We start from the raw sequence: 13,374 nt of genomic DNA, 5'->3' as shown, positions 1-13,374 counted from the left end.
TCACCGCGGTGAGCGGGAGAGAGGGCCGCGCCCAGGAGATGGCACGCGGCCCTCACCGGATCGGCGTGTGGCGACGATCGCTGGCGCTTGAATGATCGACGACGTGGGTTAACAACTCATCAACGCGGTGCAGATTAAGCCGGGGGTGCGGTGAGTGGTTTACACCGCATCGGCGCGCATCCGTAAATGCCGGCTCGCCTCGCCGGGTGTTTGCAGGAAAGCCCTGCAATTTCAACGACGCCTTTTGATTCCTAATCTGAAGGCCACAGGTTCGAATCCTGTTGGGCGCACCATACCTTCCTCATCCCCCTTCAGACTCAAAAAAAAGCTGAAGGGAGAAGAGGTTACGGCGGTTCTAAACCCTTCACCACGGGTGTAGGCCAGCCGCTCCGCAAAAGTGAGTTTGAGCACCGCCCGCTTGTCCTCGATGCGATCACTTTCCCAAAGATAACAAGGGTTTGCGAGGAACTGCATCGCGGTTCTAAAAGTCTCGTCGAAGCTTTTCAGCGGACGGCCGCAAGAGGCCACTTTCTCAGTCAGTTCGGCCTTCTCAGCCTCCATCTTCTGGATGCGAGACTCGTAGGTTTTGATGAGAGCGGGGCTGTCCGTCTCGACGACGCGATCAACGAGCTGTTCGATCGATGTATCGAGCTTCCGTAGCTGAGACTCCAGGCTCTTCGCCTGCTGTCCGGCTTGCGCCAGCCTGCCGTCCCAAAGATCGCGGAACATGGCAGCGGCAAGGTCCATCAGCTCGACGGAAGGCTTCAGCTCTTTCAGCAGTGCCGCAAAGTCGCCTTCCAGCTGCTCCCGCTTGATCGACTTCCCGTAGGCATCGCAGCCTTTCTGCATGCAGAGGTAATAAGGATACTTGGCAGAACGGCCTGTGGACCAGCAGGACATAAGCTGGTGGCCACAGCAGCCGCAGGTGATGAACCCGCGTAGCGGGAAGTCCTCTCCCAGGTTAGCTTTCGCGGGTACATTGGCGACCGCCTTCATGCGCCGCTCGATAGCCCGGAAGGTCTCGAAGCTGATGAGAGGCTCGTGGCGAGCAGGAACGAGGTTGAGGCCCCATTCTGGAATGCTGATGTAACCGGCATAGGTCGGTCGGGTCAGCATCTCCCGTATGCGTTCTGTCGTGAGCGTGCTCCGGCGTTTGCTCGGCCATTCCGGGCGGCTCTGGAAAAAGCGCATCACTTCGGGCTGGGTCTGGAAACGGCCCGAGGCATAGCCTTCGAGCCCTTCCTGGACGATACCAGCCAAAGGCTCATCCCTGACCAGCATCTTGCCGTGGCCCGAGACGCGCTCGAAACGGTAGCCGATGGGCGCAGGAAAGCACCAGTAGCCGCCCTGAACACGAGCGCGCATGCGGTTCTTGGTCTGGTCGGCATTCTTCTGCCGCTGATGCTGAGAGACGGAGGCCAGCAGGTTCTCGACCAATTGGCTATCCGAGTCCTCGCCGAACTCGATAGAGGGCGATTGCAGGATGCCGTTTGCGCTACTGATGGCGGTCCGCAGCTGAAGGTGCGCCTCTAAGGACCGAGCGAGGCGGCTTATGTCGTCGATGATGACGACATGCGGGCTCTTCTGCTTCTTGAGGAAGGCCAGCATGGCGATCATGCCGGGGCGGCCGACGATTGAACCCGAGGCGTCATCCCGGAAGGTCTCGACGACCCGATAGCCCTTGTAGCTCGCAAATTCGCGGCAGCGGGTTTCCTGGCTCTCCAGCCCGTGGCCTTGCGTCTTCTGCTGCACGGATGAGACGCGCGCATAAATGACCGCTGGTTGTAGGTTTTCGCCCTTCATCGGCGTCTCTTTCTCGCGGGAGGTTTCGGCCCTGCCGCGTCGTTGAATGTCGGGGTTAAAGGTTCTTCGCAGTCTAGCGCGGTTGTGGACTCGGATGCCAAGGATTCGAGTTGCTTTGCGGCGGATGTCCCCGAGCTTTTGCGCTGGTTGCCCGTCAGGCCGAGCCGTAGTTGCTGCTCCGGCGCATCTCCAAACGCCCGATCCACGAAGCTACCCATCATGCCCCAGACCTGCGTGAGGACTGCCACCTTAGCCTCTTCGGGCATGTCGAAGCGATCGACGAAATGGCGATAGCGATTGATGTCGAGCTGCATGGCGCACGGCTTTCCCGGCCGCGCAGCGCGTGCTCGCAGACCGTGTTCGGTGTTGTTCTGATTACGGAATGCCTGCTGCGGACCTGCCCTTCGGGGGCTTACGGCACAAAAAAAGCCCCGCCGAAACTCGGCAGGGCACGGACGCAGTTATAGGTATTCGTTCCTATTATGTTCTATTCTGGTTCAGATGTCCAGCTTATTCGCTGATCGGTTTTCCGATGATCTTGAAGGCCGCATCGTAAAGCTGAAGACGCAGCAGCATCGACATCTTCGGCTTTCTCACTGGCCGTTCTTTCGCTTTGCGCTTCAGATCGTCGATGCAGCGAAGGCTGGGGTCCGATCCATGCGCGTCATCGATAATCTCGTCATGGATGTCGATCTCGTTGCCTTCGGAATCGAGGATGACGCCTCCATGTTCGATCCAACCGAAGATCACGTCCGCCAGCCAGTCGGGCGTCCGTCGCCGAGACAGGTTAAGCGCGACTACCGCGTGTGCGAGCTTTTCGATGAAATCAATGCTGAGTAGATCGCGCGCTGGCGCGACCTGGATTTCCTTTGCCATTTTGGCCTCCGGGATTGGAGGCAGGCCTGCCGGGTAAAGCGCTCTGGTGGTGCACAACTACTCTATGCCCCCGCTGCGCGACCAGGCGCGGGCAGCTATTCCGGCAATAGGCGGCAGCAAATCAGGCAATGTCGACGGGCGTTACTTGTTCTTCCGTGAGCAGTGGCGGACCCAGCGAGTTTGTCCTACCCATCTGAAAAGCGGGCAGATGAGGTAGCCTGATGAGACTGAGGGAGGCTAATTCCGGGTACGGCCACGACGCCAGTTATCTGCGCGCGCATAGTAAGGCCCATCTCCTCATCGCTCCACTGGACAGCGTAAGCGGTGGCGGCACGAACGGCAGACGCAGGCTCTACGAGGCAACGACGCGGTTTCGCGAAATCTTCAATGTTGGCTTCGCTGAGCAATACCTGACGCCTGCTTTGCGGATCGGCTATCACTTCAAGGAGATCAGGGCCGGTCGGTCGCAGGCGGCTATTGCGATGTATCTTGCATGGCTATGCCATAAGCATCCGTCGCAAGCGGCAGAGCTTTACGTTCAAGCCGGGCTTTCCTCTCTGATCGAAGCGCCGTTCCGCAGGTTCATCGGTGATCCAGACCAAGCGGCTGCTGTAATCACGGACAGGACGCCCTCGAGTATCGCAGGGCCCGGCATCAGGGATGAGGCGGAGGCGCGGCTGACGGCGCATCAGCTCGTCGAGATCGAGCGCAAGCTCAACAGGCTTCGTTATGGCGACGGGGCAGACTGGACGCAGCTCCTGCATCTCAGAGCCGGAAAGAGCCAGCTGATCGGCAAGCTGCACTTCTATGTGTGTGAGCACGACGCGAGCGCCATATTGCAACAGCTTGGATCGCTTTACACTGTCGGCCACTGGTCCGACCGAGCCGCTCACGAAAGCGTCGCCGAATATAGCGACTTGGTTGCAACCGGGATCGAGAAAGCCGCCGACAGGACCGATCCGGACATCCTGCGCCTGATCCTCGATTATGCCCAGAACCACAGGGTACGGAACGACCCGCGCGGGATAGCTGAGGCACTGTCCTGGCTGCCCTCATTTCGCAGCCTTGGCCGCGATCAACGCACGGCCATGATCCTCCGCGATAGGGCGGATTACGTGCTGGAGCACAGTGACCTGTCAGCCGAGGAAACCTGCGACAGCTTCCTTAAGAAGCTGCGCGGCACGGAAGGGAAGGAAAGCGCGTCGATATGGCGGTGCGAGGCTTGCCTGGCGGTTGCTAGCGGCAGGTTCGAGGTCGCTACAAATGCGGTTAAACGCGCGCGGGCACTTCTGAAAGCGGAGAGCCTGAGCACCCGCGAAGACAGGATGATTCCGCAATACCTCGACGCGATCGAGCTGATTATCGCCCTTCGCACCGGGTCCAGGCCGTCGCAGGAAATCGCGAATGCACTGGATGCCGTCATCAGGAAGGTACGGGAAATCGATCCTCTGGCGTCCGCCTTCATCGCTGGGCTCTACCACACGCTTGCCGACATCCTGTTCGACCTGGCCAAACGAGGAAGCGATCGATCGGGAGAGCAGACGGCCGAGGCTTTGTCTGTGCAATCCAGAGCATTTGGGCTTCTTCAAAGGTCGGTGAAGCTGTTCTGCATCTTTGATATGCCGGAGCTGCAAAAGGCAGGCCGGGATCGGCTTGAGCGCTACGGCTATCTTGACCCTGATCCCTTTGGCTGATCGGGTAAGATGCCCAAGACAATGCGGAATGCGCCCAACACTCAAATCTTCGCCCAGGCGAGACAACCCGCGCCTAGAAAGGAGTTGCTGACCAGCATAGCGCCGTCGCGATAAAGGCTGTTAGCCCGACCGCTCTCATTCCAGGCAACCGCATAAACACCGCGAGATTGCCACATCACAACTCCACCAGACCTTATTACGGCGTTCCAAATTTGTCCGTCGCTCATCCCCGGGCGGAAGACGGCGATTGCTGTCTTGTTGTCCACAGGAGAACGCGCAGCCCAAGGGCCTGAGACCAGGACTGCCGCTGCGATTACGGCTGCGACGATGCCGCCATGCCTGAATACGTTTCCCGGATCGGAACGGCCTCGGAGGATGATGCCGATGATGAGAGGAACGAGTCCCAAAACGAAGAACCAGATCAGATCCCACAGGAGAGGGTTCGGGCTATCCAGTTTGATCCGGTGAATGCCCAACACCCAATGCGAGAGGATGCTGTCGGTAATATGCCAGGCTCCAAATCCGATCAGGACGTTCGCGAAAAGAAACAGTCCCGCCTTCGGCCCTGCGAACTCCTTGCGGCTCTGCCAAAGCAGGAAAAGGCCTATCGCAGCGATGAGATACATAAGAGCATGAAACAGGCCGTCGAAAACGACCTGATTGCGTATGTCTCCTACCCCTTCAACAAGGCTCAGGAGATGGTGCCACTGCAATATCTGATGCAGGAGAATGCCATCAAAGAAACCTCCCAGCCCGAAGCCCAGGAAATATCCTGCCCAATCAAGCTTCTTTGAGACTGGTGCGCTTTTCATTCCGCCCTCCCATGAAGCTCCGCTAACTGGACCGCGATGTCTTCCGTTCCATTCTTAATCTAGATAGCCGGGCGTTTCAGGAGCAGGAGAAAGCTAGCGCCGGTAACGCCAGGGGATGTGCCTACTTCCATTGCCAGGTGAGACACTTAAGGTTTAATGTTGGCATACTTCACAACCCCGTTGGATGGCAGCAGACCATCTTGAGGACCATTCCAATGCGTCGCTTTGATCTAATGGCTTTAAGCTGCCTGCTACTCGCAACGACAAGCCCGGTTAGCGCGCAGGAGCTGCCGTTGATGTTCCCGAACATAGCGCCAGATTTTGCGATGGCTAACCTGCACGCCGAAATCCTCAATCGAAAGCTGGAGGAAGAGGGACGCGACACATCTCCCGACAGTTCAGCTCCGGCTGCCCGCAGCGATCAGGCGGCTCTTATATATTCGCCTTCGCCTGAACGCCGTCGGGCCAATTTGGCGCAGTTTGCCGCCAGAACCCACGCCGACAATCCGGAGAGCGCCGCGCAAATGGAGCACCTATTCGCCAGCACGGACGTGATCGAACAGTTCGGTGCCGCATTGGCACCCTACGGGTACTCGACCGATAACGTGGCCGATGCTTACGCCTTCTGGTGGATGACCGCATGGGAAGGCGCGCAAGGCTCAAACCGTAGCTTCGGCCGCTCCGAGATGCAGGCAGTGCAGGCGCAGTCGCGAGACGCGCTTCTCTCTGCGCCGGAGTTCGCCCGGATGGGAGACGCGGAAAAGCAGCAAATGGCCGAAGCCATGCTGATTCAGGCGGCGATGATCGATGGAATGGTCGACATGGCGAAGCAGCAACCGGACCTGATGCCGCAGCTCAGGGCCGCTATCCTGCAAGGAGCGAGAGCTTCGGGCCTTGATCTCAGCCAGATGGCGCTGACAAACGAGGGCTTCAAACCAACAAACTAGATAGACGCCGACCGCAGGATTCACACAGCGACACCAACTACTGGCTAGAACGGCAGCAAGTCATCCAGATCATCCGAGCCGTTGCCTGGATAGACAGGAGGCTCGGTGACCGAATCCTCCCAGCTCATCGTGGCGAGATCGAGGAACTGCCAGATACGAACATGAAGCGGCACGTCCGGCAGCTCAGGACGCCCGAGGGACATGCGATCGTCATCCCGCAAATCAGCTGTGAGGCGCTCCCAAACAGCGGCCGGGAGGCTGATTTGCGCGGTGATGGCGGTCGGATCGATGCTTCCCACCCGGATCGGCAGCAAGTCATCGGTTTCTTTCTCGCTCATGCTTTCTCCCCTTTAGGCCTGAAGGCGGCGAAGGCCTCGTCCGTGTCGTAATTGGTGCGAGCAAGCGCCACCGGCAGACCGTCGATGAGTGCCACCTGCATGCCCGTCCGCCGATCGAAGAAGCGGGCTATTTCGTCGGGCGTCATGAGCGCAGCCTGGTGGATGCCCTCGGAGGTGGAAGCGGTCGAAGACGTGCCCGAAGACGAACTATCCCCGCGCTGCTGACTGGTGCCGCCCGATACGCCTTCACTGTCCGACCAGCCTTCCGAGGTCCCACGTCCGCTTGCTCCGGCACGGGCGAGGAAGGGAACGAGGCCGGAGCCACCGTCACGCGTGGCAAGGGATTGCAGCTCCGCCATATCGGAATTGCCGCGTGTGTTGCCGGAAGACCTCGACCACCCGCCGCTTTGCGTCTCGCTCTGACTTCGGGACAGGCCCGTCGTGGTGGCTTCGCTGCTCCCATTCGTTTCCCGGATCAGCTCGACCTGTCCCATTCGCTTCGAGAGCCATTCGAGCGTCGTGAGATCAGCATTGGCGAAGAACTGAAGCACGCCCGCATTGCCGAGGAAGGTTTCCCAGCTTTCGCGGTAATGACGCTTCAGCTGGCCGAGGTCCTGGAGGACAGGCATCAGTTTGACGCCATAACCCGCCATCAAGCCTGCCGCTTTCTCAATCGCTTCCATACGTCCGAGAGCCGCAAACTCATCCAGCACGAAGAGCACCGGATGACCGCAGGCGGGCTTGTCCAGACCGTGCGCTTCCATGCGATAGAGCACGAGATTGAGCACCAGCCGCAGAAAGCGGGCATGGGTCGGAATAAATCGCGCGGGCAGGCAGACATAGAGCGTGAGACCACCCGGCGCTGCCTTTAAGGCGTCGAGATCGAGGGAACCGGCAGCGCCGTCGCCCCCTTCAAGACAGCGCCGCATCCACGGACTATCGATGAACTTGGTATTGCGCCTGGCGGTGGAAAGGACGGAGCCCCGCTCGTTCTCTCCCATATCGGCGATGGTATGCGCGGCTCCCATGATGACATCGCGCACGGCCGGATTGCTGGCCTTGCTGTCACCCATCGCCGTCCACAGCGCATCGAAGGGTGAGACGGGATTTTCCTTCTCACCCAACCCCGAGTTGAGGTGGTCGGCATATTCAGGATCGCCGAGGGTGAGGAGCTGGCGGACTTTGACGAGGCTTCGCGAAGCGCCGTTCTGCGTGACAGCCACATGGAGGAGGATCGCTTCGAAGAGCCCCCGCGCGGACTCGTTCCAGTGGATGTCTTTGCCGTCTTCGGAGCCGAGCATCAGCGCGTCACCAACGGCGGCGGCCAGATCGATCGCGTCATCAGAAGCGGGTTCGATGAGATCGAGCGGGTTGAAGCGGACGCGGAAAGCCTCAGGAACGTCCGCTGCGCCACGAGGATCTAGCACGGCTACGCGATGGCCGGACCGGGCAGCACGAGCGGCGGCAGTGACGGTCGCGTTCTCGCCCTTGGGATCGATAACGAGGCAACTGCCCGGCCAGAGAAAGAGATTGGGGATGATCGCCGAGCGGCCTTTGCCTGAACGCGAACCGGCGATGATTACAGCATGGCGATCATCCCCATGACCGACAGCCTGATCCTGCACATCGCGCCCAAGCCAGAGATGACCAAGCTGCCAGGGTGAGGCGGAGAAGGACCAGCGCGCAGTAGCTAGCAGAGCAGACTTACCGTCGTTTCCGGTACCGCGCGGGAAGTGGAAGGACATGAAAGCTCCAGACAAGAAAAGGCCCGGCTCGCAGAATAAGCGGGCCGGGCCGGAGGCCGGGGGGATAGTGGCGGCCTGCTAGGTGCAGATCAGGGCTGCGTGGTGATCCCGAATGTGGGATCGCGCTGTTCTCCACGATCGAGTGCGGGGGTGCCGTTGGCTTGCTGATCGTTACGGGCAACCAGCGTCGCCGGATCATCGACCCCTGCCATCAGCTCCCGGACACGGTTGCCGACATCACCGCGCGAGAGTTCGTCCGCTTCGTCGATCATAAGTCGGCGGTCGGCACGTGCAGACTCGCAGGTTGCCGGATCGCCGGAGAAGCCGCAGAATAGGTCTTTCATCACGATGACCATGCTGCGCCCGCCATTCGACATCTGAAGAAGCTGCTGGCGGAACTGCTGGGCAAGAGTCTCCAGCTGGATCGCGGCCTGAGCAATGAGATTGGCCCGCTGGTAAAGCGTGGCATAGGCCTGTACCACACGCTCCTTGTCGGCCTGAACCACCGCCATCTGCTTTTGCAATTCCAGCTCGGCTGAAGTCTGACCATCACGCTCGGCCTTCGCCAGCTTCTCACGATATTCAGCCTCATTGATGATGATCTCGCCCGGTTCCGCACCCATCTTCTGGTTCATGATGGCGAGTTCGATCTGGGCTTCGATCATGGCCACGATGGTAGTCGGCTTCCATTGGGGCGGCATCGTCACCTGCAAAATCCCGGCACCGAGCATCAGGCCGAAACCCATCCCGGTGAAGGCAGTGAACAACTGACGCACTCGCCGACCGAACGGCGCGGCAGGTTGAGCAGCATACTGGCCACGAGGAGCAGGCCGTTCGAGCGGCTCGGCAGGAGCGGCGGACGGCATCGGTTTCATCTCAGGAAGCGGCGGAAGATCATTCTGCAAGGCACGTCTCCTCTGGCGTAATTGCCGTCGGACGGATGACTAGGGAGGTGAGGAAACGATTAGGGGGGATAGAACTCAGCGCTTTGCCCTGGAGGAAGGGCGCGTGTTACTTTCCCGCCTGAGCAACAAGGGACAGGGACAGGGCGGACAAGAACCATGCAACAACAGATATCGGTCATCACCCTCGGCATCGCCGATCTTACCCAGAGCCGACGCTTCTATGTGGAAGGCTTCGGCTGGAAACCTGTATTCGAGAATGAGCAGATCATCTTTTACCAGATGAATGGCTTCGTTCTGGGCACCTTCGAGAAGCAGGCTCTGGATGAAGACATGAACCGGACGAATGACACTCAACTGGGATCATACGCCCTGGCTCACAATGTCGAGAGTCGGGAAGCTGTAGAAAAGGTCATGGAGCAGCTGATCGCCGCTGGCGGTAACCTGCTGAGGAAGGCCGATGCACCGCTGCATGGTGGGTATCGCGGCTACATAGCAGACCCTGATGGACATGCATGGGAGGTCGCCTGGAACCCAGCCTGGCAGATCGACGAGAACGGACTGGTTACGTTCAGCCTTTGACCCACCGACGGAATCAGGCGGAGAACCAAGAAGAAAGGGGCGCAAGAGGAGCGGTTCTAGTTACTTCCGGCATCTGGAAGGGGCGGAGAGTTCAGAGATAACGCTGCGCGCAAGATGTGCGTGGTAGTACCACGCATCTTGGCAAGGGAGACGCTGCGCTCTCCCGTTGCATCCCTCTGGCCCTTGACCCTGAGACGGCACCAAGCCTCTCAGAGCCAAAAACGTCCGGCCGTTTGATCACCAGTCAGGGGCGCCCGGCCAAGGGAGCCTTCGGCGGTCCCCGGCACCCCATCGACGAGGGGAAACTTCCGATGCCCTTCGAACTCCATCGACCAACCCTGCGCGGATTGGAAGCCGCGAGGGAGCCTTCATGATCCCGCCGACCCCATGACCAGGCGCGTGCCTGCCCCTTGGAGCCCATCCGTAACTCGCTTCCGGACAAGGCGCTCCACACCGCTGCCGTCGTGACCAAATACGCAGGGCAGGTCTAATTAGACGATTTCTAGATTGACACTCGTAGTCGGCGAGCGCGGGCCTTGAAGGCATCTTCACCACCCTCCAGAATGGCGCAAACGCGCGCGCGGATGTGGGCCTCCTCAAGCCCGCCGGCGATGTAGCTGATCGCCGGCAGTTGACCGGGAACATGCGTGCCAGCCTCGGCGATGATGACCTGATCGGCATCGGTGTTAATGACGAGATTGGCGTTATGGGTGACCATAATGACCTGCCGGTGCAATTTTGCCTCGGCAAATAGCGGCACGAGTTCGTCAAAGATGGATTTCGGATCGAGATTTTCTTCAGGCTGATCGATGATGAGCGGTCGGTCGTCCGAACGATCTAGGGCCAAATAGAGCAGCAACAGAACGATGCCACGTGTGCCTGGCGAGAGATTGCGAATGTCTGTGCTGTCGTAGTCGACGGAGTAGCGCACAGAGATATGATCGGTGCTGTAAAGCCATCTGGCGAAGGCCTTGAGCCAGGCGCGGTGTGCGACTGGATCGGTTTCAGCGACGCGTGAGCTTGCGAGGAGAATCTTGTCATGCGTCGCACGGAACTGCTGCATCGCATCCGACACGTCTTGCGCGGACCCTTGCTCCCACGCTTCGCGCAGATGCTCCTGGGCAAGCTCGTAGAGTGTGCCCTTGCCTTTGAACGGTCCGCTTTTGCGAAGGTCAACAAACGCCTCGCCAGCTCGCGCCCATTGGTCGATGTCTGCCGTCCGCCGAACGGAAAAGGCGAGCTTGTTTAAGGTGCCCTGCGAGGCGCCGAGTCTTTTTTCAATAGGTGAATAGAGGTCGTTGAGGACCCTCTCTTCCGCAATAAGAGAGTCGAAGACGCTCTTATACGATTTAGTTCGTTCAGCAACTAGCATCTCGCGACGATCGGCGGCACCGTTCGCATCCTCAAGGCGCGTTTTCAAGTTCGAGAGTGTGTCGGTCTCCGTGTTGATCTTGGTTGTAAGCTGGGTGAACTTGTCCTGCGTTGCCTTGTCGATGTTAATGATGTGATTCAGACGGGTGATTTCCGCATCCAGCACCGCCAGTGTCTGCTGTTCGAGCTCTACGGCCTGGGCGAGCGGCACTGGCGCCACACCGGGCGCCAATGGAACGCCCTTCCAAGCGGCACCGCTGTCCCGAGCCTTCTTCAAGCGTCCGGCGAGCACGTCACCGACTGTCCCCACAAAATCTGTGCCGAAGGGGTCCCAATCAGACCCGGCGAGTCCGCTTGATCCGAACTTCGATTGCAGACGCCGAAGTGCTTCAGGAGACTGGTTGTTACGGAAGTCGGCAACCTCATCCTGCAAGGTGAGGAGCTGCTGTTCCTGAATGCTGAAATGGCGCACGTCACCGCGGACCTTCTCGGCGGCAGTTGACACCTCAGTGAGACGCGCCGCTGTCGTGGCGTCGCTCTTTTTCACCAAAAGGCCACGCTCGTTTGTAAGCCGAGCTAGATTTTGCTCCTTCTCGGTGATCTGCTTCTGCAAGCCACCGATGCTTTTCGTCTTCTCAATCTCCTCGCCAATCCGCTCTGAGAGGTTGACCAACGCCAGCTCATCGCGCGATCGGGCCTCGCGGTGTCGAGCGGCGCGAAGGTCTAGCAGCTCATGAAAATCGGTAGCACCATCACGCGCGGCTACCGAATGCGAGTCAAACACCACGCGTTCAACTTCTCGAAGAAGTTCGTCCGAAACGCCGTCCGACGAACATAACCGGTCAACAAACTGCTGAGATAGGTACTGCGCGCGCCTGATTTGGAAACTCTCGCTGGTCGCGTCGGCGAGCAATCGCTTGTCAAACTCGCCGGACGCCCAAACGGCCTTAACAACTACTCCGGTGAGAAGGTCGCGCGCCCGATAAAGGAACGACTGCTTATGTTCTTCAAGCGGTAGCGGAACCGCATCGCAGCCCGCAATAATCAATTCAGCGAGAGCTGTCTTTCCAGAACCCCTAGCGCCGATAATCGTAACAAGGCCGGGATTGAGTCGAAGCGATGGAGTCCTTGCCCATGTGGCGCCCTCGATCGAAAAGTGCGAGATGACTTGGGACTTCGACGCGCCGCTGGGCGGGATTTCACCGACGAACGCGCGTTCCGGCGATATGTACGCTTGTCGGAGCGAATCGAAGGACGGCGCGCCCTTAATCCAACTGAACCGTTTACCGTTTGGCTCGCCAACGCGATCCAGTGAATGGGCATCGCTCCCATGCAGGCAAGGCTTCCCGGAAGCGTACTTTCGCAGAAACTCTTCTCGCGGAAGCTTGCGCCCTAGCCAGAAATCTCTGTCCTTCGGATTTGCTGAGAATATTGCGCTGGCGAATTTCTCGACCTCGCGCCGCAGGGTAGCATCGGCGCCATCCTGCATGCCCGACGTGCCATCAGCCCCGGCGGCCACCGCGACCAAGATATTATCGCGAGCCCAACGAAAGTCGTTGAAAATGCTTTTGAGCTGGTCGAAGCTCACCTTGAATTGCGTCGACCCGTGGCGCCGAGCGGCTCCATCGTCCTTGATCGTCGGATCGGCTTTGAAACCAAGGCGGGCCAATTCCGTGGATGTACAACTGAACCGATCGTCCAGAGCGTTGAAGGTCAAGCTCGACAGGATGCGGTTGAGTTCGTCTAGGTGCTTGGGGTCTTCCGGTGATACAAGCAGATGAACGTTAACCCATGAGCCGGCGGCGGTCCCAAGGCCGAGGCGCATTTCAATGTTGGGGAACAGGGTGCTGCAATTTGGTAGACGGCCGTTCTTGTCTTTTTCCTGCCGCAGTCGCGCATAGGTTTCCGTGTTGTAGTAGTCAGTCACGCCGATGACTTCCAGGGCCGGCGTAACTTCTTCAAGCTTTCTGACATAATCCTCCCATGCATCGGCTCCGATAAAGAGGTCGTTGAGCTGGGTGCCGGGCGCGTGAACATGAGGATCCCAACGTCGCCAAATCGCGCCGATTTCTGTGTTGTCTATCAACGTTGCCCCCCCTTGGACTTCTACACTGCTTTTTGCTGATTATAGATAAAATGCTGGCAAAACCAACATGATCGCGATCAGATAACAGCGGAATCTACGCTCCGCTGATCGAACTTTAGCGGTAGTAACAAGTTTAGGCGACCCGACTTCACCGTCGGCTCTAGCCTCCCCTAGCGCCCCGCCCCGAGCTTCCAGGCTACGCGCGGCGATCTCGGCCC

The 13,374-nt window shown here is 59.1% G+C and carries 11 protein-coding genes; 3 read left to right on the top strand and 8 right to left on the bottom strand.

Annotation, left to right across the window (positions count from 1 at the left end):
* Positions 1-231: 231 nt before the first annotated feature.
* The 3 genes from D5S08_RS12570 to D5S08_RS12565 form a co-directional block, all read right to left on the bottom strand.
* Positions 232-1,803, bottom strand: coding sequence for a recombinase family protein (locus D5S08_RS12570; protein ID WP_121119094.1), 1,572 nt, complete (start codon positions 1,801-1,803; stop codon positions 232-234).
* Positions 1,800-2,117, bottom strand: coding sequence for a hypothetical protein (locus D5S08_RS16470; RefSeq protein WP_126665555.1), 318 nt, complete (start codon positions 2,115-2,117; stop codon positions 1,800-1,802). Before D5S08_RS16470 ends, D5S08_RS12570 begins: the two co-directional genes overlap by 4 nt.
* A 196-nt stretch (positions 2,118-2,313) precedes the next feature.
* Positions 2,314-2,679 (bottom strand): hypothetical protein, encoded by a 366-nt coding sequence (locus D5S08_RS12565; protein ID WP_121119092.1) that lies wholly within the window; start codon positions 2,677-2,679, stop codon positions 2,314-2,316.
* Between the two features lie 221 nt (positions 2,680-2,900).
* Between D5S08_RS12565 and D5S08_RS12560 the strand changes: the two genes are divergently transcribed.
* Entirely contained in the window at positions 2,901-4,373 is a 1,473-nt protein-coding gene (locus tag D5S08_RS12560; protein WP_121119090.1) for a hypothetical protein, read from the top strand.
* A gap of 41 nt (positions 4,374-4,414) precedes the next feature.
* Here the strand turns inward: D5S08_RS12560 and D5S08_RS12555 are convergent, their stop codons facing one another.
* Positions 4,415-5,185: a DUF2243 domain-containing protein gene (locus D5S08_RS12555; RefSeq protein WP_121119088.1), complete on the bottom strand. Its 771-nt coding sequence runs from the start codon at positions 5,183-5,185 to the stop codon at positions 4,415-4,417.
* Between the two features lie 296 nt (positions 5,186-5,481).
* Here D5S08_RS12555 and D5S08_RS12550 point away from each other — a divergent pair, with 296 nt between their 5' ends.
* Positions 5,482-6,132 (top strand): DUF6683 family protein, encoded by a 651-nt coding sequence (locus D5S08_RS12550; protein ID WP_338322985.1) that lies wholly within the window; start codon positions 5,482-5,484, stop codon positions 6,130-6,132.
* Between the two features lie 44 nt (positions 6,133-6,176).
* On the opposite strand, the gene D5S08_RS12545 is transcribed toward D5S08_RS12550, so the two are convergent.
* The 3 genes from D5S08_RS12545 to D5S08_RS12535 form a co-directional block, all read right to left on the bottom strand.
* On the bottom strand, positions 6,177-6,470 hold the full coding sequence (locus D5S08_RS12545; protein ID WP_121119084.1) for a hypothetical protein: 294 nt from the start codon (positions 6,468-6,470) through the stop codon (positions 6,177-6,179).
* Complete coding sequence (locus D5S08_RS12540) at positions 6,467-8,215, bottom strand: type IV secretory system conjugative DNA transfer family protein (RefSeq protein WP_121119082.1); 1,749 nt, start codon at positions 8,213-8,215, stop codon at positions 6,467-6,469. Before D5S08_RS12540 ends, D5S08_RS12545 begins: the two co-directional genes overlap by 4 nt.
* A gap of 89 nt (positions 8,216-8,304) precedes the next feature.
* Complete coding sequence (locus tag D5S08_RS12535) at positions 8,305-9,120, bottom strand: hypothetical protein (RefSeq protein ID WP_126665553.1); 816 nt, start codon at positions 9,118-9,120, stop codon at positions 8,305-8,307.
* Between the two features lie 156 nt (positions 9,121-9,276).
* Here D5S08_RS12535 and D5S08_RS12530 point away from each other — a divergent pair, with 156 nt between their 5' ends.
* Positions 9,277-9,699 carry a VOC family protein gene (locus tag D5S08_RS12530; protein ID WP_121119078.1) on the top strand — a complete coding sequence of 141 codons (423 nt, stop codon included), beginning with the start codon at positions 9,277-9,279 and terminating at the stop codon, positions 9,697-9,699.
* A 502-nt stretch (positions 9,700-10,201) separates the two neighbouring features.
* Here D5S08_RS12530 and D5S08_RS12525 read toward each other — a convergent pair.
* Positions 10,202-13,156 carry a TrlF family AAA-like ATPase gene (locus tag D5S08_RS12525; protein WP_206610339.1) on the bottom strand — a complete coding sequence of 985 codons (2,955 nt, stop codon included), beginning with the start codon at positions 13,154-13,156 and terminating at the stop codon, positions 10,202-10,204.
* Between the last annotated feature and the right edge of the window lie 218 nt (positions 13,157-13,374).

Source organism: Croceibacterium ferulae (genome assembly GCF_003660445.1).
Lineage (GTDB): Bacteria > Pseudomonadota > Alphaproteobacteria > Sphingomonadales > Sphingomonadaceae > Croceibacterium > Croceibacterium ferulae.
The sequence above is the reverse complement of the archived record's forward strand: the minus strand, read 5'-3'. Positions and strand labels throughout refer to the sequence as shown.

What these genes read in the sequence shown, in the direction of transcription:
- D5S08_RS12540 (WP_121119082.1), bottom strand. Translation starts at nt 8,215, where the DNA reads ATGTCCTTCCACTTCCCGCGCGGTACCGGAAACGACGGTAAGTCTGCT.
- D5S08_RS12555 (WP_121119088.1), bottom strand. Translation starts at nt 5,185, where the DNA reads ATGAAAAGCGCACCAGTCTCAAAGAAGCTTGATTGGGCAGGATATTTC.
- D5S08_RS12550 (WP_338322985.1), top strand. Translation starts at nt 5,482, where the DNA reads ATGTTCCCGAACATAGCGCCAGATTTTGCGATGGCTAACCTGCACGCC.
- D5S08_RS12565 (WP_121119092.1), bottom strand. Translation starts at nt 2,679, where the DNA reads ATGGCAAAGGAAATCCAGGTCGCGCCAGCGCGCGATCTACTCAGCATT.
- D5S08_RS12570 (WP_121119094.1), bottom strand. Translation starts at nt 1,803, where the DNA reads ATGAAGGGCGAAAACCTACAACCAGCGGTCATTTATGCGCGCGTCTCA.
- D5S08_RS12560 (WP_121119090.1), top strand. Translation starts at nt 2,901, where the DNA reads ATGAGACTGAGGGAGGCTAATTCCGGGTACGGCCACGACGCCAGTTAT.
- D5S08_RS12545 (WP_121119084.1), bottom strand. Translation starts at nt 6,470, where the DNA reads ATGAGCGAGAAAGAAACCGATGACTTGCTGCCGATCCGGGTGGGAAGC.
- D5S08_RS16470 (WP_126665555.1), bottom strand. Translation starts at nt 2,117, where the DNA reads ATGCAGCTCGACATCAATCGCTATCGCCATTTCGTCGATCGCTTCGAC.
- D5S08_RS12530 (WP_121119078.1), top strand. Translation starts at nt 9,277, where the DNA reads ATGCAACAACAGATATCGGTCATCACCCTCGGCATCGCCGATCTTACC.